Source organism: Gordonia sp. w5E2, assembly GCF_036540975.1.
Lineage (GTDB): Bacteria > Actinomycetota > Actinomycetes > Mycobacteriales > Mycobacteriaceae > Gordonia > Gordonia jacobaea.
Genome location: NZ_CP144213.1, coordinates 2,469,833 through 2,488,773, shown reverse-complemented (window position 1 = coordinate 2,488,773; position 18,941 = coordinate 2,469,833). Strand labels below are relative to the sequence as shown.

Here is an 18,941-nt window from a genome sequence, read left to right as displayed (position 1 = left end):
CGGTGCTCAGCCCAGCCTTTCGGAAAGTGCTTTCAACAGTTCGTCTTCGGAGAGTTCGTCGAAGGAGTCGTCGGGTGCTTCGTCGGTCGCGTCGACCATCTCGGGCAGCGTCGACGCGAGGTACCCGGTCAGTGCTTCGACTGTCGGATAGTCGAACACCACAGACGTGGGCAATTGCTCGCCGAGCGATTCACTCAGCGCGCGCTGGAGTGTTACCGTCATCAACGAGTCCATCCCGAACTGGAAGAACCCGGTGGTGGCGTCGAGTTCTTGAGGCGACGACAACCCCATCACCTTGGCGACCAGTGCTGCGACGTGGTCGCTGAGCAGTTCCCTTCGCTGCGACGGTTCGGCACCCGCGAGCGCCTCGCGCAACTCGGTCGGCCCGTCGGAACTCGGCAGCTCTGGCTCGTCGACGAGATCGTCGACGATGCGCAGTACCGCACGGGTGCGGTAGGCCGCGGCAAGGGTCGGCCAGTCGGCCGCGACCACCGTCGAGCGCACCGGCGCGCCGGGAGCGGTCGCAGACACCAGCGCACGAATCGCGGTCGGATCGTCCATCGGGAGCAGACCGGAGCCGCGCGTCACCTGACGTTCGATCTCGTCCTGGACCTCGTCGAGCGACTGCCACAGCCCCCAATTGATGGTCGTCGCAGCAAGACCGGCCGCACGACGGGCGTGCGCAAAGGCGTCGAGGAAGGTGGTGGTCGCGGCGTAATGCGACAACCACCGCGATCCGGTGAGGCCCGAGATGGACGAGAAGACGACGAAACGATCCACACCGGTGCTCACCGTCATGTTATGCAGCACCGCGAGCGCGTCGAGCTTGGGCCGGAACATGGCGGAGACGTCGTCGTCGGACATGTCGGTCAGCGTCACCGGGCCACCGCCGAATGCGGCGAGGTACACCCCGTCGAGCCGCGGAAGCTCTGCGCCGAAGCGTGCGAACAGCGCTGCCATGTCGTCGCGATCGGTGGCGTCGGCCGCTATCGGAATCACGGTGGTGCCCTGCGCCGCGAGTTCGGTGATCACTCCGTCGAGGCGGTCGCCCGGATTGCGCGACACCGCCACGACAGTGCCCGCACCCATCGATGCCAACTGTCGGATCAGGTGTGGTCCGATATTGCCGGTGGCACCGACAACGAGGTGAGCGCCCTCGGACGCCAGGCGGTCGTCATCCGGGAGCGGCAACGCTGCGGCGCGCGTGAGTCGCGGCACGCGGCGGATTCCGGCGCGATACACCACCTGATCCTCGCGGTCGTCGACCGCGGCCTCGGTGGTCTCGGCGATGAGGTAGCCCGCTGCGAGCGTGGGCGGTACCGATTCGTCGATGTCGACGACCGATCCCCAGAACTCGGGATGCTCGAGTGCCAGCGACCGTCCGAGACCCCACAGCACAGCCTGAGCGGCGGCGGCGCGATCGCCTTCGGAGATCGGCTGCGCGTTGCGCGTCAGGAAGTGAAGTCGCGGCGGTGAGTCGAGTCCGTGCAGTGCCGAGACGAGCGACCGGGAGACGCCGAAGATGCGGTAACCCGCTGCGGCGCCGAAGATTTCGTCTGTCGTCAGCGGTGCGGGTGCGTAGAGCACGCGGTCGACGTCGGCCAGGTCGTCGGCAGCGGTCAGCGTCGCGACCTCGTTCTCGTCGACGATGCGCACCGAGTCGGCGCCGAGACGCGCCGCGAGGGCAGCACCGACGTCGCGCCCGACCACGACCCAGCGCTCAGTAGAGGCGTCGGAAGATGAGGCGTCTGGGGTTTGCCGGGTCAGGGGTCGCTCCGGCCACGTGAGTTCGTGCCACCACTGTGCCGGGATCGCGGTGTCGACCGGTCCTGTCGGGGCCGAGGTTGCCACCTGCTCGGCGTGCCGCTGCGGGGTCGGCATCCAGTACTCGACGTGCTGCCACGGCGTTGCGGGCAACACCGGATGTGGCTCCGGCGGATGCGGGGTACTTGGCGGCCTCGTGGTGGCCGCGGCGCTCACCGCGGTGTGGAACGACACGGTGTCGTCACCATCGCGGATCAGCGTGCCGATCACGTTGTGTAGGGCGTCGGTATTCTCCAGTGTCTCGGCGACCGCCTGGGTCAGCATCGGATGCGGGCTGATCTCGACGAATGTCGCGTTCTCGAGAGCCGCAGCGCCGACCGCTTCAGCAAGGGATACCGGCTGTCGGACGTTGGCCACCCAGTAGTCGGCGTCTGCGGTGGGAGTGGTTCCGGGTGTCACGGTCGAGAAGAAGTCGATGCGGGGCTGTCGGGGTGTGAGTCCTTCGAGCGCGCAACGCAGTTCGTCGAGTATCGGATCCATGAGGGCCGTGTGTGACGCGACCTCCATATTTACCCGTCGCGCGAAGCGACCGGTCTCCGAGACCTGCGCGACGACGGCGTCCACCGCGTCGACCGGGCCGGCGACGACGGTCTGACGCGGCGCGAGGCGTCCGGAGATCTCGACACCGGTGTGGGTGGTCAATAGCTCTTCGACTTCGTCGGCGCCCACGCGCAGCAGCGCGACAGCGCCCTGGCCGCCGAGTCGTGCCATCAATGTCGAGCGAACGGCAATGACGCGTAGCCCTTCGGCTTGCGTCAGCGCACCGGCGACGACTGCGGCGGTGACCTCGCCCATCGACTGACCGATGACTGCGTCGGGATGAACCCCGTAGCTGCCCCACAGTTTCGTCAGCGCCAGTTGGATGCCCAGCAGGACTGGCTGCACCTCGGCGTCGCCGTGCAGATCCTTCTGCTCGCTGATGACATCGCGCAGGGAGAATCCCACATCCGCGACGAAATCATCGTCGAGTTCGTCGATTGCCGCGGCGAACGCCGGTTCGTCGGTGAGCAGAGCAGCGGCCATCGAGACCCACTGCGATCCCTGACCGGAGTAAACGAAGACGGTGCCCGGTCCTGGTGAAGCGTTTGCGGGCAATCGGACGCCTTCTGCGCTCTCCCCTGCCGCGAGAGCGACCAGGCCTGCGATGGCCCCGGCACGATCGCGGGCGGTGACCGACCCGAAGACCGGTAGTGCTGCCCGGTGGTGATTGAGCGTGTGGGCGATATCGGGGAGCGGAACGCCCGCGCCGTCGGAATCCATCCATTCGGCGATCGCAGCGGCCTGGGCCGAGACCCGCGCGGGGCTCTTACCCGAGATGACAAGTGTCGCAACGGCTTGTACAGGATCGTCGTCGGCTGCAGCTGCTCGACGTACCGACGGTGCCTGTTCGAGGACGACATGAGCGTTGGTGCCGCCGAAACCGAACGACGACACTCCCGCCCGGCGCGGACCCTCAGTGGTCGGCCAGGCGGTCGCCGAATCGACCACCCGCAGTCGTAGTTGCTCGAACGGGATGTGCGGGTTGGGGTTTCGATAGTGGAGGTTGGCCGGGATCGTCCCGCGTTGCACCGCGAGCACGGTTTTGATGAATCCTGCGACACCTGCGGCGGCCTCGAGGTGCCCGAGGTTCGACTTCACCGCTCCGAGAAGGAGTGGTTTGTCTGCCTGCCTGCCGCGCCCGAGAACGGTACCGAGAGCACGCGCTTCGATCGGATCGCCGAGAAGTGTTCCGGTGCCGTGTGTCTCGACGAAGTCGACGTCGTGGGCCGCGATACCGGCGTTCGCGTACGCAGCGCGTAGCACCTCCATCTGGGCGGCGGGATTGGGCGCGAACAGGCCGTTGGAATGTCCGTCCTGGTTGACCGCGGAGCCGCGCACGACCGCGAGTACCCGATCACCGTCGCGGAGCGCGTCGCCGAGGCGCTTGAGTACCACCACGCCCGCGCCCTCGCCGCGGACGAAACCGTCGGCGTCCGCGTCGAACGAGTGGCAGGCACCCGAGGTCGACAGTGCGGCAGATTGATCGAAGCCGTGGAAGACCGCAGGCGACAGAAGCAGATTGACCCCCGCGGCCAGCGCGACGTTGCAATCCTGCAGACGCAGGCTCTGACATGCGAGGTGGATCGCCACCAGCGACGACGAGCAGGCCGTGTCGATGGTCATCGACGGCCCGCGCAGGTCGAGGAAGTAGGACAGGCGATTGGCGATGATGCTCAGCGCTCCGCCGAGGTTGTTCCACGCGTCGACGCCTGGAAGATCGGTGGAGGCCAGGAAACCGTACTCACTGACGCACGCACCGACGAAGACGCCCGTCGGCGACCGCTTCAGCGTCCCCGGAGCGATTCCGGCATTCTCCAATGCCTCCCAGGCGGTTTCGAGAAGCAGGCGTTGCTGAGGGTCCATCTTTGCGGCTTCGCGCGCGGTGATCTCGAAGAAGTCGGCGTCGAATCCGGCGATGTCGTCGAGGAAGGCGCCGTGCCGCGTCGTCGACTCCAAAGCCCCGCGCACTTCGGGGGTGCCGTCGTCGAAGCGTTCCCAGCGTTCGGCGGGAACCGTACCGACAGCATCGCCGCCCGTTGAGAGAAAGTCCCAGAACTGCGCAGTGCCGTGCACGCCACCGGGTAAGCGACAGCTCATGCCGACCACCGCGATCGGGTCGTCGAGCGTGTCTGCGCTCACCGTGTGGTCGCTGACGTCGATGGGCTCGTCGTGCAACAGGTAGTGGACGAGCGAGTTGATCGTCGGGTGCTCCCAGAACTCGACCGGCGAGACGTGACGCCGCAGGAGTTCGGAGAGTTCGCCCGAGAGAACAACCGAATCACGCGATCCCACACCGAGATCGGCCATCGATGCCTCGGGGTCGACCTCGTGGCGCGCACAACCGGTCATGGCCACGAGGTGATCGACCATCCACTCCCGAAGGCTGTTGTCGTCGAAGTCGTGTGCCGCCATCAGAGCCCCGGCTCCGCTCCGAGCGGTGAGGACTCGACGTCGTCGAACAGGCTGTCGAGCAGCCCGTCGGACTCGGTGTCGAACTCGTCGTCGACATCGTCGGACTCCTGCGGAGCGATCTTGTCGGCGAGGTGGGCGGCGAGCGCCGCAACGGTCGGATGGTTCCACAGCATCGTGGCCGAGAGTTCGATCCCGGCGAGCTTCTCCGCGTCGCGGCGGATCGACATCGCCATCACCGAGTTGAGACCCAACTCGGCGAACGGAACATCGGATTCGAGGTCGGCCTCGGGAAGTCGTAGCTCGTGGGCGAGAATCGCGCGCAATCCGTTCTCCAGGGTGCTCAACATCTCGGCGCGGTCCATCCGATCCCATGCGTGCGTGTCGATCTCGTCGGCGGTGTACGACACCGACGCGTCAGCGCGCGGAAGGACGACGGCTTGCGCGACGTCGAATCGGTCGATGTACTCCCACGCCGCGAGTGCCTCGCCGACCCGGACGGGACGCGACCCGACGCGTTCGAGCTCGGCGACGACGAGGTCGGCATCGGCGGCGAAGCCGAGGCCCTCCCACGCCACCCAGTCGATGCTGAGGGTGCGCCCATGTGATGGGTTGGCGAAGCGTGCGAAGGCGTCGAGATAGGCATTCGCCGCGGCATAGCCGCCTTGTCCCGGAATACCGAACAGGGCGCCCGCACTTCCGGTGAGATGGCAGAAGTCCAGTTCGGAAGCCTCGAAGACCTCCGACAGAGCTTGTGCGCCCGCGATTTTGGGCCGCATGACGGTGTGGAGCGTTTCGGCGTCGGTATCTGTGAGGAGTCGGTTCACCGTGACACCCGCAGCGTGGATCACGCCGCGTACCTGCGGAGCACCCGCGTCGTCGCGGCGCTCGAGGAAGGCACGCAGCGCCGAGGCGTCGGCGACGTCCAGTGCCACGGGCTCCACTGCGACGCCCCGTGCCTCCAGTGCACGAACACCGTCGATGCGTGTGCGCGTGGACGAGTCGACGTTCTCGTCGTCCCACGTCCGCCGGGGTGGTAGTCCGTTACGACCGGCGAGGATGATCCGCCGTGCCCCACGCCCGGCGAGCCAGTCGGCGATCACCAGACCAAGTGCACCCAGGCCCCCGGTGATGAGGTACGAGGCGTCAGCACGACACCGCAGCGCTTCCCGGACGGGCCCAGACTCGAGCAGAACCGACTCGAGCAGAACCGTTGTGGGAACGGACAATTGCTCGTCGATGAGCGATCTGATCGCCTTGAACGGTGTGACCATCGCCGCGGCGAGCGACGACGCGTTGGCGGTGAGGTCTGCGTCCGCCGGTAGGTCGATCAGCCCGCCCCAGATATCGGGTTGCTCCTCGGCGATCACTGTCGCGAGTCCCCAGAGCGCGCTCTGGGCGAGATCCCCTGCCGCGGTTGGTGTGCGAACACCGCGGGTCACGAGCCACAGTGTCGTGGCGCTATCACGTTGAGTGAGACGTCGCACCCAGTCGGTGACCTCCGAACCCATACGCACCGCGTCCGCGGCGTGATCACCCGTCGATGCTCCGCCGACGTAGACGACATGGCGTGCTGTCGACGCATCGTCGACGACGTCGACGCCCGCGGTGCGCAGGGCTGCTGCGACCGCGTTGCCCTCTCCGACGACCGCGACCGAGCCGCTCGGTGTCGCAGCGCGATCGGCGTCGAACTCCATCGGTTGCCACTCGAGTACGTGTGTCATCGATTCTGGCGGCAGATCGGGAGTCGGCGCGTCGGTTCCGTCGACGGCCGCGAACCGCAGTCCGCGAATGTCGAGAAGCGGGCCGTCTGGGCCGGTCGCGGTGACGTCGACGACCAGCCCGTCCTCCACGGTGCGGTTTCGTCGGATGTCGATCGTCGCGCTCGGATCGGTGACATCGTCTGCCAGCCAGACGAACTCGGTCGCGGACGGCACCATGAGGTCACGATTCGAGTCGTCGACGAGGCGCGCGAGGTGCGCGGCCGCGTCGAGTACGGCGGCCACGGAAGGCTCGGGTAGGTCGACTTCGGCCGACAACCGCTCCGCCGATCCGTGCAGACCCGAGAAGGTCCACTCGAAGGGTTGGCCTGTCACACCCCACTCGCGCAGGAACTCCGCCGTAGAACGACCCTGCGCGGCGGTGATCGGCGCGAGGCCATTGAGTTCGGATGTCTGTGTCGCGGGTGGTTCGACGACCGCGCGGGCCGTCGCGTGTCGCACCCACGTCGACGTGTCGGACGCCGAGCGCGACGAGATCGACACGACGTCGCCGGCGGCCACGACCTGGACGAGTCGGGGGCGGTCGAGAGCGATCGGATAGTGGAATCGAACCTCGCCGATGTGCTCGATGCCGACGCTGCGAGCGGCGTCGACCAGGGTGGCGAGCAGTACCGAGACCGGCACCACCTCGAGACCGTTGAGTTCGTGTGAACCCGGATACGGCTTGGTGTGCGCGGTGAGATCTGCCCGCCAGAGATGCGTGCCCGCGGTGTCGGCGACGTCGATACGCTCGCCGAGCAGTGTGCCGTTCGTCGGCACCACCGCAGCCGCCGTTGTACGTTCGGGCAGTTCGATCCAGTGCGACGTGTGCTGCCAGACAGTGGCAGGCAGCTGCACATGCGGCTCGGCGCCGTGCGAACTCGTCGGAGGCGTCGTGGTCTGCGCCGCGTTCAGGTTGGTGTGGAAGGTCAGGGCATCGTCCTGGTTGCGCAGCAACGTCGCGACGGAGTGGTGATGAACGTCGGCGAGTGTGTCGTCGATCGCGTAGGTGAGTATCGGGTGCGGGCTGACCTCGATGAACACGCCGTGCGTGTCGCCTGCGTCGCTGATCGCCTGCGAAAACCGCACCGGATTGCGGAGATTCGAGCACCAGTAGTCTGCGTCGAACCGCGGTTCGCCCTCGGCAAGGGTTGTGGTGATCAGCGGAATGGTTGGTCGACGCGGGGCGAGATCGGCCAACTCGGTGCGGAGATCCGGCAGAACCGGGTCGATGATCGGATGGTGGGAGGCGACGTCGACCTCGATGCGGCGGGCGAGCTTGTCGCTTGCGGCAACCTTGGCTACCGCGGCGTTGACCTGGTCGGGTGGGCCGGCGATCACCGTCTGTCGCGGCGACGCGTGCACCGCGACGGTCACGTCCGGATATGTGTTCACCAGTGCTGTCGCGGCGTCGGCGTCGAGTTCTACGAGGGCCATCGCGCCCTGGCCCGACAGCGCGGACATCAGTCGCGAACGGGTTGCGATCACCTTGAGACCATCGGCTACGGACAGCGCACCGGACACGACGGCCGCCGCGACCTCCCCCATCGAATGTCCGATGACGGCGTCGGGGATGACGCCGTACGAGCGCCACAGTCGGGTGAGTGCCAACTGCAGACCGGTGAGGACAGGCTGGATGCGGCTGATACCGACAACCGGTTCACCTGCGCGGACGACGTCGACCAGCGAGAAGCCGACCTGTGCGACGAAGTCCGGTTCGATGTCGGCGAGGGCCGCCGCGAACTCGGGTTCCGAATCGAGCAGTGTGCGCGCCATACCCGCCCACTGCGATCCCTGCCCCGAGTACACGAAGACCGTGCCGGGTCTGCAGCGTCCACCGTGAACATCGACGAGCCCCGGTGCTGTGTCGCCCGCCGCGAGAGCGCGCAGACCCACGACAGCCTGCTGGTTGTCGCGCGCGGCCACCGTGGCGAACGCGGAGTGTCGCGTGCGGTGGTGATCGAGGGTGTGGGCGACGTCGGCCAGTGAGACGTCGGCACCGGCACCGTCGAGCCAGTCGGCCAGCGCGCCAGCCTGTGCGCGCACTCGATCGGCGGTCTTCGCCGTCACGGTGAGTGTCGTCACCGCAGCGGTGCTTGCCCCAGAGTTCGTAGCCCCAGAGTTCATATCGGCAGTCGCATGCGCGGGCGGGGCCTGTTCGAGCACGACGTGTGCGTTGGTGCCGCCGAAGCCGAACGAGGACACCCCGGCGCGTCGAGGCCGATCGCGTTCGGGCCACACGGTGTGCTCGGCAACGACCCGTAGGCGCAGGTTGTCCATGTTGATGTGCGGGTTCGGTTGGGAGAAACCGAGATTCGCCGGGATGTTGCCACGGTCGACGGCCAGGACAGCCTTGATGAAGCCGGCAACACCGGCCGCGGCCTCGAGGTGACCGATGTTCGACTTGACCGCACCGATGAGGAGCGGATCGTCGGAGCTGCGGCCGCGTCCGAGAACGGTACCCAGTGCCCGTGCTTCGATGGGATCGCCTAGAAGTGTTCCGGTGCCGTGGGTTTCGACATAGTCGACGTCGCGGGTGGTGAGGCCCGCGGCTGCGTACGCACCGCGCAACACGGCCATCTGCGCCGATGGGTTGGGCGCCATCAGACCGTTGGAATGGCCGTCCTGATTGACTGCAGAACCGCGCACGACGGCGATCACGTTGTCGCCGTCGCGAATCGCGTCGGACAGCCCTTTCAGCACCACGACGCCCGCACCCTCACCGCGCACATAACCGTCGGCGGCTGCGTCGAACGAGTGGCACTGTCCGCTCTGCGACATCGCCTCCGCGGTATCGAAGCTGCGGGTGATCGCGGGCGACAGCATCACATTGACGCCAGCGGCCAGCGCGAGTGTCGATTCGCCCGAACGCAGACTCTGGCATGCGAGATGGATGGCCACGAGCGACGACGAGCATGCGGTGTCGATGGTGACCGACGGACCGCGGAGGTCGTAGTGGTACGACAGGCGGTTGGAGATGATCGACGACGCTCCACCGGTCCCCGACCACGCGTCGACCTGACTCAGGTCGCTCGTCGCCAACGCACCGTATTCACCGGCACACGAACCCGCGAAAACACCGGTCTGCGAGTGACGCAACGCGCCGGCAGGGATGCCGGCGTGGTCGAGCGCCTCCTGGGTGACCTCGAGCAGCAGACGCTGCTGCGGGTCCATCTTGTCGGCCTCGCTGGGTGAGATGTCGAAGTACTCGGCGTCGAAGGCGTCGACCTCGGACAGGTAGCCGCCCCACCGCGTGGTGCGCCGCAGAGCGTTGGCCGTCTCGTTGCGACCGTCGTCGAACTGTGTCCATCGTCCCTCGGGGACGGTGCTGACACCGTTGCCGTGGTCGAACAGGAAATCCCAGTATTTCTCCGGACCGAAGACATCGCCGGGAAACCGACAGCCGATGCCGATGACGGCGATGGCGTCGTCGGTGGGCTGTGAGTGTGGCAGGTCGACGGTGTTCGCTTGTGCTGCTTCGGGATTGGCGACGAAAGCTGCCAGCGTGGCGATTGTCGGATGCTCCCAGAAATCGACGGGCGAGATCTGTCGACCCGCGAGTTCGGACAGTTCGCCCGACATGACGACCGCATCGCGCGATCCCACGCCGAGGTCGTTGAATGCAGTGTCGACGTCGATGTCGTCGGCTTCACAACCCATACGCACGAGCTGGTCGACCAGCCATGCCCTCAGATCCGCCTCGTCTCGAGGCATAGTCACTGCGCGGAGTCCAATCCGACGAACACGCCGTCCCGGTAATGGTCGCCGACCGACGACCGACGCGTCTTGCCGCTCGTGGTGATCGGAATGGAGCCGGGTGCAACGAAGACGACGTCCGCGGCCCGGACGCCATGCCGATTCGACACAGCCGAAGTCACCTCGTTGCGCAACTGCGCGTAATCGACCTGCGCGCCGCGATCTTTGACCTCGGCGACCACCACGAGTTGCTCCGCCGATCCACGGTCGACCGACACCGCCGCGACCCTTCCGCGGGTGAGTTCGGTGACCGTACCTTCGATGTCATCGGGGTAGTGGTTGCGGCCGTCGATGATCAGAAGATCCTTGATGCGGCCTGTGATGAACAGGTCGCCCTCCGACAGGACTCCGAGATCACCGGTGCGCAGCCATGGTCCGGCCGGTGTGGTGGGCGCGGGATCTTCTATCCATCCCCCGAACACCTTCTCGGTGAGCTCGGGATTGCGCCAGTAACCTGCGGGAACGTTGTCGCCATGCACCCATATCTCCCCGACCTTGTCGGCGGGATTCTCCTGGCGGGACTCAGGATCGACGATCCGGAAGGTCACCGAACGCTCGGGTCCGTGGCTCATCAGTTCCGAGCCGTCTTGGCCCTCACCGCTTCGGCGTGCCCAGCCTGAGGCGAGCTTCTCGAAGTCGAAGTTGATGCCCTCTGACGTGCGTCCCGGCGTCAGAGCCGCCACGTACAGCGTCGCCTCGGCCAAACCGTATGCCGGACGAACAATGTTGCTGGGCAGCGCATTTCGCTCGAATCTGTCGACGAACCGACGCACGGTACTGGCGTGTACGCGCTCGGCACCACACATGAACGCGGTCACGCCGGACAGATCACGTCCCGCGAGATCGTCGTCGGTGGTCCTGCGCGCCGCGAGCTCGTACGCGAAGTTGGGTGCGGAGGTGAACGTCTTACCGTAGGAGGCCATCGTGGTGATCCAGCGAGATGGCTTCTGCAAGAACGCCATCGGGCTCATGTCGACGGTGCGTCGGCCAGACAGAATGCCTCCGCAGATGCCCAATAGCAGGCCCATGTCGTGGTAGAAGGGCAACCACGACACCAGCACGGTATCGGGATCGGGCCAGCCGCCGTGATGAGCGAACATGTCGCTGATCAGTTGGTCGAGGTTCGTGACGACATTCCGGTGCGACACCATCACTCCGCGTGGAGCGCTGGTCGAGCCCGAAGTATATTGCAGCACTGCGGTTTTGCTTTGTCGCACGTTATCCGGGTAATCGTCGACGGGCGCGTCGGCATCGAGCGCATCGATCTCGATGACCGTCGGTGTGGCTCCCGCCATCTCCTGTGCGTACGGGAGTACGTCGTCGATGACGGTGGTTGTGGCGAAGATGACCGACGGGGTGCAGTCGGATAGCGCAGAACTGATCCGTTCGTCGTGGTGCGCACCGAACATCGGCACGGACAACGGTACGACGATGAACCCTGCTTCCATCGCGCCAAGAAAAGCGACGATGTAGTCGAGGCTCTGTGGAGCGAGGATCGCTGCGCGATCACCTGGACTGCCATGCCTGAGCAATTCCGCGGCAACGACACGAACGCGCTGATAAAGCTCACGAAACGTCAGTGATTCTTCATATCCAGCCTGGTCGATGTCGTAATCGATAAAACTGAAAGCGACGTCGTCAGGTTGCGCAGCGGCCCTACCCCGAAGAATGGACGGGATCGTTTGCTGCGACAAATTTGGCTTTGCCGGCCCGGTGAAATCAACCGAACTTGTTACATCCACGATGCATTCGCTTTCCCCCCGACAGAGAATGTGCGATGACACTCAGGCGACGGCTTCCCCTCGTCGTCGATGAGTCTTCCCCAAAAAACCAGAGCGTCCAGAACGATAATACTTCGATTCACGAACGTGGAACGAAGGCTAGCAGCCGCAGTGTCTGTACGCCACCGGGGAGTGCGTGAATTGAGTTTCCAAATGCAACCAAATTTTGCGAACGATCAGCAGCGCCTTGATGCTTCGGACAGCTCAGTTCTTTGAGTCGCGCGTGACCTGTGCGAACAGAACTGGGTCATTTGTTCCAATCAAACTGGGTCATTTGTTCCAGTCGGCGACCTGTGAGTTACCTATCAAGATTCTCAGGTGACAGGCAGCTTCTGCTCGATGTCGGCCACCACCTCGGAGAGGTTGTCCGTGAGGTAGAAGTGATGGCCCGCAAACTCCCGCATCGTGAACTCTGCGGTTGTCCTTTCCTGCCAGGGGCTGACCTTTTCGGTAGTTGCGACCTCGTCGTCGTCGGCGTAATAGACGTGTATTGGGCACGACAGCGTGGCATCCGGGGGGCATTGATATGCCGTGATGGCTTTGAAACCGCGCAGTGTCGGCAGAATTCGGGCCTGAAATTCCTCACTCTCGAGGAGTGCCGGGTCGACGCCTGTCATTTCCGACACCGCGTCAAGCAAGCCGCGATCGGATTCGGGAATGTAGTCGTATCCGCTGCGGCCGGGCGCGGCGCAAGCCGACACGAAGAGCGCCTCGACTCTGCGGCCGGCGGCCTCGAGGATGCGCGCGGTCTCGAATGCCACCAAGGCGCCCATGCTGTGTCCGAACAGGGCTATGCGCGCGTCGGGGTCAGCAGGAAGCTTGCTGACGACCGTGTTGGCGAGTTCAGGTATCCCTCTGAACGACGCGAGGTCGTGAGTTCCGTTCTTGCCGGGGTATTGCACGGCGATTCGTTTCACACCGGACGTGAAGGTCCGCGCGAATGGTACGTAGAAGCTGGCCGATCCGCCGGCATGCGGGAATATGTACAGTGTTGGCGCACTCACGCCGGTCACCCTATCCTGTCGAGCCAGGGGGCAACCGATCTGTTGGTCGTGACGACGGCCCCGATAGGGTTGAGCCATTATGCCCGACTACCTACGCGACGCCGCCGAGATCTACCGGCAGTCCTTTGCCACCATCCGAGCCGAAGCCGATCTGGCCGGATTCGCCCCGGACGTCTCCGGGGTTGTCGTACGCATGATTCACGCGTGTGGCGAAACAGATTTGACCAAGGACGTGATCGCGACGTCCGGCGTCGTCTCCGCGGCACGATCTGCTCTCGAGGCGGGTGCACCCATTCTGTGTGACTCGACGATGGTCGCCAGCGGAGTGACCCGCAAGCGATTGCCCGCGGACAACGAGGTGCTGTGCTATCTCGGAGAACCGGGCCTGCCGGCACTCGCCGAGCAACTGTCGACCACGCGGACCGCTGCGGCCGTCGAGTATTGGCGGGACCGACTCGACGGAGCGGTCGTCGCGATCGGTAACGCACCGACCGCGTTGTTCGCGCTTCTCGACGTCATCGACGCGGGCGCGCCCCGCCCGGCGGCGATCGTCGGCGCACCCGTCGGTTTCATCGGAGCTGCGGAATCCTGTGCGGCACTGGCGAACCGCGATGATCTCGACTTCATCACCGTCGCCGGACGTCGAGGCGGTTCGGCGATCGTTGCCGCCGCGATCAACGCACTGGCGAGTGCACAGGAATGACGCTGTGACGACACCACGCAACGAGGAAAGTGCGGCGAAAGAGGCGCGCTACGGAAAGCTCTGGGGCGTAGGACTCGGCCCGGGCGACAGCGAGTTGGTCACCGTCAAAGCCGCGCGGATCATTGCCGCTGCCGACGTCATCGCCTATCACAGCGCTCGCCATGGAAACAGTATTGCCCGGGGCGTCGCCGAGCCTTACCTGCGCGGCGATCAGATCGAAGAGCGTCTGATGTACCCGATCACGGTCGAGGCAACCGATCATCCCGGCGGCTACCGCGGCGCCCTCAACGACTTCTATGCCGAGAGCGCCGAAACACTCGCGACGCATCTGCGGGCCGGGCGGGATGTCTGTCTGTTGGCCGAGGGTGACCCGCTGTTCTTCAGCTCGTACATGCATATGCACAAACGCCTTGCCGACGACTTCGATGCAGAGATCATTCCCGGGGTGACGTCTGTGAGTGGGGCGTCGTCTGCACTGGGGATCCCGCTCGTCGAAGGCGAAGAAATACTGACCGTTGTACCGGGAACACTCCCGGTCGACGAGTTGACCGCGGTGTTCGCCGGCGCCGATGCCATCGCGGTGCTCAAACTGGGCCGCACGTTCTCGACTGTGTGCACGGCCCTCGAACGAGTCGGACGGCTCGACGAAGCCTGGTATGTGGAAAGGGCCTCGACGCCGGCGCAGCGCGTGCTGCCGCTCACCGACGTCGACCCGTCGGAAGTCCCGTACTTCTCGATGGTCGTCGTTCCCGGCCGACGGAACAATCCGCGCTTCGAGGCGTCCGTTCCCGAGCCCGGGACCGGTGAGGTCGTCGTGGTCGGGCTCGGACCGGGAGCGCCGACACAGACCACGCCGCAGGTGCGCGCCGAACTGGCGTCGGCCACCGACTTCGTCGGCTATCGAACGTATCTCGCGCGGGTGACGCCCCGGCCGGGACAGCGGATGCATGCCAGCGACAACCGCGTGGAGGCCGAACGCGCGGAGTTCGCGCTCGACCTCGCTTCGCGGGGTGCTCGCGTGGCCGTCGTGTCGTCCGGTGACCCGGGCGTGTTTGCCATGGCGGCGGCGGTGGCCGAGGTAGCGGCTCAGCCGCGTTGGGCCGACGTGCCCGTCCGCGTTGTGCCGGGGGTGACCGCGGCAACGGCGGTCGCTGCGGTCACCGGCGCCCCACTCGGGCACGACTTCGCGGTGATCTCGCTCTCGGACAGGCTCAAACCGTGGGAGCTGATCGAAGCCAGGATTAGGCACGCAGTTCAGGCCGATCTGGTGATCGCCGTCTACAACCCCGGATCGCAGAGCAGGACATGGCAGGTGCCACGCCTTCACGACCTGCTGCGCGAGATGGTTCCCGACGACCGCGTCCTGATCGTCGGGCGCGATGTCGGCGGACCCGAGCAGACGCTGTCGGTGACGACCGTTGGCGCGTTCGATCCGTCGATCGTCGACATGCGCACGATGCTGATCATCGGATCATCTGCGACGACGGTTGCCGAGCGCAGTGGTGGTCGCCTGGTGTTCACGCCCCGTCATCACACGCCAGATGGTCACGGCGTCTGATCATCACGGCATCTGATTATCGCAGTGTCTGATCATCCCAGCGTCTGGCCGGTGAGCAGGTCACGGACGAGTTCGACGGCGCCTGCTGCGTCCTCGACGGTGGGCATCGCGGGTTCGCTCGGACGGTCGACCATCACGACCTCGATGCCGAGAGTCCTTGCGGCATCGAGCTTTGCGCGCGTCATGTCACCGCCGCTGTTCTTCGTGACGAGCACGTCGATACGGTGCTCACGCATCAGGTCGATCTCGTCGGCGAGATGGTAGGGACCGCGCGACCGGATCACGGTGTGGTGTCTGGGCATGGCGGTCTGCGGAGGGTCGACGACCCGGATGAGGAACCATGCCGAGGAGTTCTCGGCGAATGCGTCGACGTCCTGCCTGCCGGTGGTCAGGAATACGCGTGCTCGTCGCCCGTCGAGATGCCTTGCAGCACCTGCTATATCCGGAACCTGAACCCAGGTATCCCCGACATCCGGTGACCACGGTGCGCGACATAGCCGGACGAGAGGGAGAGCGAGGTCGCCGGCCGCGGCTGCGGCGTTGGCGCTGATGCCACTCGCGAAGGGATGGGTCGCATCCACGACGACGCGAATAGCGTTGTCGTGCAGCCATGTCCGCAAGCCGGGCACTCCCCCGAAGCCGCCTACGCGTACGGCACCGACGGGCAGTCGGGGCTCGCCGACCCGACCCGCGAGTGAAGAGATCACGGGAATGCGCTCGGCGACGAGTCGGGCAGCCAGCTCGCGGGCTTCGCCTGTGCCCCCGAGCACCAGCACGGCCGGTGCGTCGCTCATGTGGTCGACGGTCTGTCGTCGTGACCGCCACTGCGGAGTTTGGTCATCCGCGCGTGCGAGTAGAGGTAGCTGTCTGTGGGGGTCGAGGTTGCCGGATCGAGTACCTTGCCGACGAAAATGACCGCGGTGCGGCGGATTCCGTGGTCGTCGAGCCGTTGCGGCAGGTCCGACAACGCGCATCTGATCACCACCTGATCGTCGCGGGATGCGAATGCGACTGTAGCCGTGGGGCATTGCGGCCCGTAGTGGTCGGCGAGCGCCTCGACGATCTGCGGCGCGCGGTGCGCGGCGAGGTGCAGTGCGAGGGTGACACCCGACTGCGCCAGGTGCGCGAGTTCCTCACCCGGCGGCATGTCCGTCGACAGCGTCGACACGCGGGTGATGAGAAGACTCTGACCGACCCCGGGCACGGTGAGTTCGGTGTCGAGGGCAGCTGCGGCCGCGGCGAACGCGGGTACGCCGGGCACGATCTCGACGCCGATCCCCAGGCGTCGGAGCTCGCGGTGTTGCTCGGTGAACGCCGAATACAGCGAAATATCGCCGGAATGCAGACGTGCGACGTCGGCACCGGACGCGTCTGCCTCGACGATGTGCCCGATGATCTCGTCGAGCGGCATCCGGGCCGTGTCGATCAGGGTGGCGCCGGCCGGACAGAGTTCGAGGAGTTCCTGCGGGACAAGTGATCCGGCGTAGAGACAGGTGGTGCACTCGCCCAGGACGCGTGCCCCACGCAGGGTGATGAGATCGGCTGCGCCGGGGCCTGCGCCGATGAAGAAAACGGTCACGACTCGTCGTCCGTTCGTGTGACAACCCACTGCACGATCGGCAGTGCGGGACGCCATGTCGTCATGGATCCGAGCGGCTCGACGGTCTCGATGGAGAATCGTCGCAGAAGTCCACCGAGTCGGCTGTGCCATTCGACGAGCAGTGACTGGCTCTGGACCGCGACAGCGTTGGCGACCAACCGCCCACCGGGAAGCAACGCCCGCCACGCAGCGGTCAGGACCTTGTCGTCGAGTCCTCCCCCGATGAAGATTGCATCCGGATCCGGTGCGTCACGCAGTGATTCGGGCGCGGCGCCCCGCACAGTGAGCGCGCCCGCCACACCGTGACGGGCGGCGTTGCGTGCGAGGCGTGCGGCACGGGCGTCGTCGTGCTCGAAGGCGATGGCGGACCCGTCGGAGTCTGCGCGCAACCACTCGATGGCCACGCTCCCCGACCCGGATCCGACATCCCAGAGGAGCCCTCGCCCACCTGGCGCGAGGGCCGCGACGGTCAGCGCTCGTACCGCCGACTTGGTGAGTTGTCCGTCATGCTCGTACGCGTCGTCGGGTAGCCCCGGTAGGCGCGTCGTCCGAGGTCCGACACAGTCGATGGCGACGATGTTGAGCGCGTCGTGGGGTTGAGGTCGGTACGAGCGCGCAACCGACTCGATGATCCGTTGGGATGGGCCACCGAGTTGTTCGAGAACCGTCATCGTCGACCAGCCGAACCCGGTGCGCACCAGCACCTCGGCGATCGCGGCGGGTGTCTGAGCTCCCCTGCTGAGCACGACGATCCGACGGCCGTCGGTCAACGCGGGCACCACGACGTCGGCGTCGTCGCGCAGCGTGCTGATCACCTGTGTGCGGGACAGGTCCCACCCGAGTTCGGCACAGGCGAGGCTCGCCGACGACACGGTGGGGAGCACCCGAACCCGGTCGCGCCCCACGGCATTGACGATCGTCGACCCGACACCGTGGAACATCGGGTCGCCACTCGCCAGTACGTGCACGGTCGTGTCAGAAACCGGGGAGTCAGAAGTCTCGGACAGCACCTGCTGTAGGTGCTCGGACATCGGCGAACGCCATGCCACCGTTGTCGCGTCGAGCTCGGGCAGGAGTTCGAGTTGGCGTGTTGATCCGTATACGACTGTGGCGCTGCGTAATTCGTCGCGCACGCGATCGGTCAGTCCGGCCCAGCCGTCGGCGCCGATCCCGACGACGACGAATTCTGGGGTATCCGTCGTCGCGACCGTCATCGGGGCAACCTGCGCCAGATCGCGCGCGGTACGAACTGCATCGCGAATCCGACGAAGCGCAGTGGTCCGGGAATCCACACCTCCCAACGACCGCGGTGGTACGCCCGTGCCACGGCGTCGGCCACCTGCTCGGCGTCGACCGACATCGGCGCTGGCTTGGTGCCGGAGGCCATGAGTTCTGCTGTCATGTTGCCGACCACGAAACCCGGGCGGGCGAGCAACAATCGGACGCCCGATCCATGGAGTGCGTCCGACAACCCACTGGCGAAGCCGTCGAGTCCCGCCTTTGTCGACCCGTACACGTAGTTGCCGCGTCGTACCCGCACTCCGGCGATCGACGAGAAGACGATCATGGTGCCCGATGCCTGACGCCGCAGTGCGTTGGCCAGCGGAGTCAGCACACTGATCTGGCCGACGTAGTCGGTCTGGGCTATCTGCAGCGCGTGCGCGACGTCGGTTTCGGCGCGGTGCTGATCGCCGAGAATGCCGAACGCGACGATCGCCGCGCCGATGGGCCCGTGATCGGCTGTGATCGCCTCGATGAGCGACGAGTGCGTGTCGGTCGCGTCGGCGTCGAATTCGACGGCGCTGACGTCGCTGGCGCCCGCCGCGCGCATAGCGGCGATTTCGTCGTCGAGGTCGGCGGCGCGGCGCGCGGCGAGAACAACACTCTTGCCTGCCACCAGTCGTTTCGCGAGGGCGATCCCGATCTCGCTGCGTCCACCGAAGAGGACGACCGTCCCCGGATCGTCGTGTGAATTGCTCCGCGCCATGACACGCAGTATTCCACCG

General features: G+C 66.0%; 10 protein-coding genes. 2 read left to right on the top strand and 8 right to left on the bottom strand.

The features are described 5' to 3' along the window. Window positions 1-6: 6 nt before the first annotated feature. The 4 genes from RND64_RS11230 to RND64_RS11215 form a co-directional block, all read right to left on the bottom strand. Window positions 7-4,776 (bottom strand): SDR family NAD(P)-dependent oxidoreductase, encoded by a 4,770-nt coding sequence (locus tag RND64_RS11230; protein WP_049697394.1) that lies wholly within the window; start codon window positions 4,774-4,776, stop codon window positions 7-9. Further along, the gene (locus tag RND64_RS11225; RefSeq protein WP_049697393.1) at window positions 4,776-10,247 is read right to left on the bottom strand and encodes a type I polyketide synthase; all 5,472 of its coding nucleotides are present in this window, start codon (window positions 10,245-10,247) and stop codon (window positions 4,776-4,778) included. The genes RND64_RS11230 and RND64_RS11225 overlap by 1 nt, the downstream gene beginning before the upstream one ends. A 2-nt stretch (window positions 10,248-10,249) precedes the next feature. Beyond that, window positions 10,250-11,983 (bottom strand): fatty-acid--AMP ligase, encoded by a 1,734-nt coding sequence (locus RND64_RS11220; RefSeq protein WP_049697392.1) that lies wholly within the window; start codon window positions 11,981-11,983, stop codon window positions 10,250-10,252. A 401-nt stretch (window positions 11,984-12,384) separates the two neighbouring features. Then, a complete protein-coding gene (locus tag RND64_RS11215) occupies window positions 12,385-13,074 on the bottom strand; it encodes a thioesterase II family protein (protein ID WP_235434269.1) in 690 nt (229 codons plus the stop codon). Between the two features lie 79 nt (window positions 13,075-13,153). Here RND64_RS11215 and RND64_RS11210 point away from each other — a divergent pair, with 79 nt between their 5' ends. Then, complete coding sequence (locus RND64_RS11210; protein WP_064869267.1) at window positions 13,154-13,777, top strand: precorrin-8X methylmutase; 624 nt, start codon at window positions 13,154-13,156, stop codon at window positions 13,775-13,777. A 4-nt stretch (window positions 13,778-13,781) separates the two neighbouring features. Next, window positions 13,782-15,335: a precorrin-2 C(20)-methyltransferase gene (locus RND64_RS11205; RefSeq protein WP_049697389.1), complete on the top strand. Its 1,554-nt coding sequence runs from the start codon at window positions 13,782-13,784 to the stop codon at window positions 15,333-15,335. 32 nt (window positions 15,336-15,367) lie between these two features. On the opposite strand, the gene RND64_RS11200 is transcribed toward RND64_RS11205, so the two are convergent. The 4 genes from RND64_RS11200 to RND64_RS11185 are packed head-to-tail and all read right to left on the bottom strand — an operon-like array spanning window position 15,368 to window position 18,922. Beyond that, window positions 15,368-16,129 carry a cobalt-precorrin-6A reductase gene (locus RND64_RS11200; protein ID WP_049697388.1) on the bottom strand — a complete coding sequence of 254 codons (762 nt, stop codon included), beginning with the start codon at window positions 16,127-16,129 and terminating at the stop codon, window positions 15,368-15,370. Continuing rightward, on the bottom strand, window positions 16,126-16,914 hold the full coding sequence (gene cobM / locus RND64_RS11195; RefSeq protein WP_049697387.1) for a precorrin-4 C(11)-methyltransferase: 789 nt from the start codon (window positions 16,912-16,914) through the stop codon (window positions 16,126-16,128). Before cobM ends, RND64_RS11200 begins: the two co-directional genes overlap by 4 nt. After that, window positions 16,911-18,149 (bottom strand): bifunctional cobalt-precorrin-7 (C(5))-methyltransferase/cobalt-precorrin-6B (C(15))-methyltransferase, encoded by a 1,239-nt coding sequence (locus RND64_RS11190; RefSeq protein ID WP_049697386.1) that lies wholly within the window; start codon window positions 18,147-18,149, stop codon window positions 16,911-16,913. The genes cobM and RND64_RS11190 overlap by 4 nt, the downstream gene beginning before the upstream one ends. Continuing rightward, complete coding sequence (locus RND64_RS11185) at window positions 18,146-18,922, bottom strand: SDR family NAD(P)-dependent oxidoreductase (RefSeq protein ID WP_152929982.1); 777 nt, start codon at window positions 18,920-18,922, stop codon at window positions 18,146-18,148. Before RND64_RS11185 ends, RND64_RS11190 begins: the two co-directional genes overlap by 4 nt. Window positions 18,923-18,941: the final 19 nt, after the last annotated feature.

Bases quoted from the DNA above. Each gene is read 5' to 3' on its own strand.
- RND64_RS11200 (WP_049697388.1), bottom strand. From the start codon at position 16,129: ATGAGCGACGCACCGGCCGTGCTGGTGCTCGGGGGCACAGGCGAAGCC.
- RND64_RS11225 (WP_049697393.1), bottom strand. From the start codon at position 10,247: ATGCCTCGAGACGAGGCGGATCTGAGGGCATGGCTGGTCGACCAGCTC.
- RND64_RS11230 (WP_049697394.1), bottom strand. From the start codon at position 4,776: ATGGCGGCACACGACTTCGACGACAACAGCCTTCGGGAGTGGATGGTC.
- RND64_RS11185 (WP_152929982.1), bottom strand. From the start codon at position 18,922: ATGGCGCGGAGCAATTCACACGACGATCCGGGGACGGTCGTCCTCTTC.
- RND64_RS11190 (WP_049697386.1), bottom strand. From the start codon at position 18,149: ATGACGGTCGCGACGACGGATACCCCAGAATTCGTCGTCGTCGGGATC.
- RND64_RS11210 (WP_064869267.1), top strand. From the start codon at position 13,154: ATGCCCGACTACCTACGCGACGCCGCCGAGATCTACCGGCAGTCCTTT.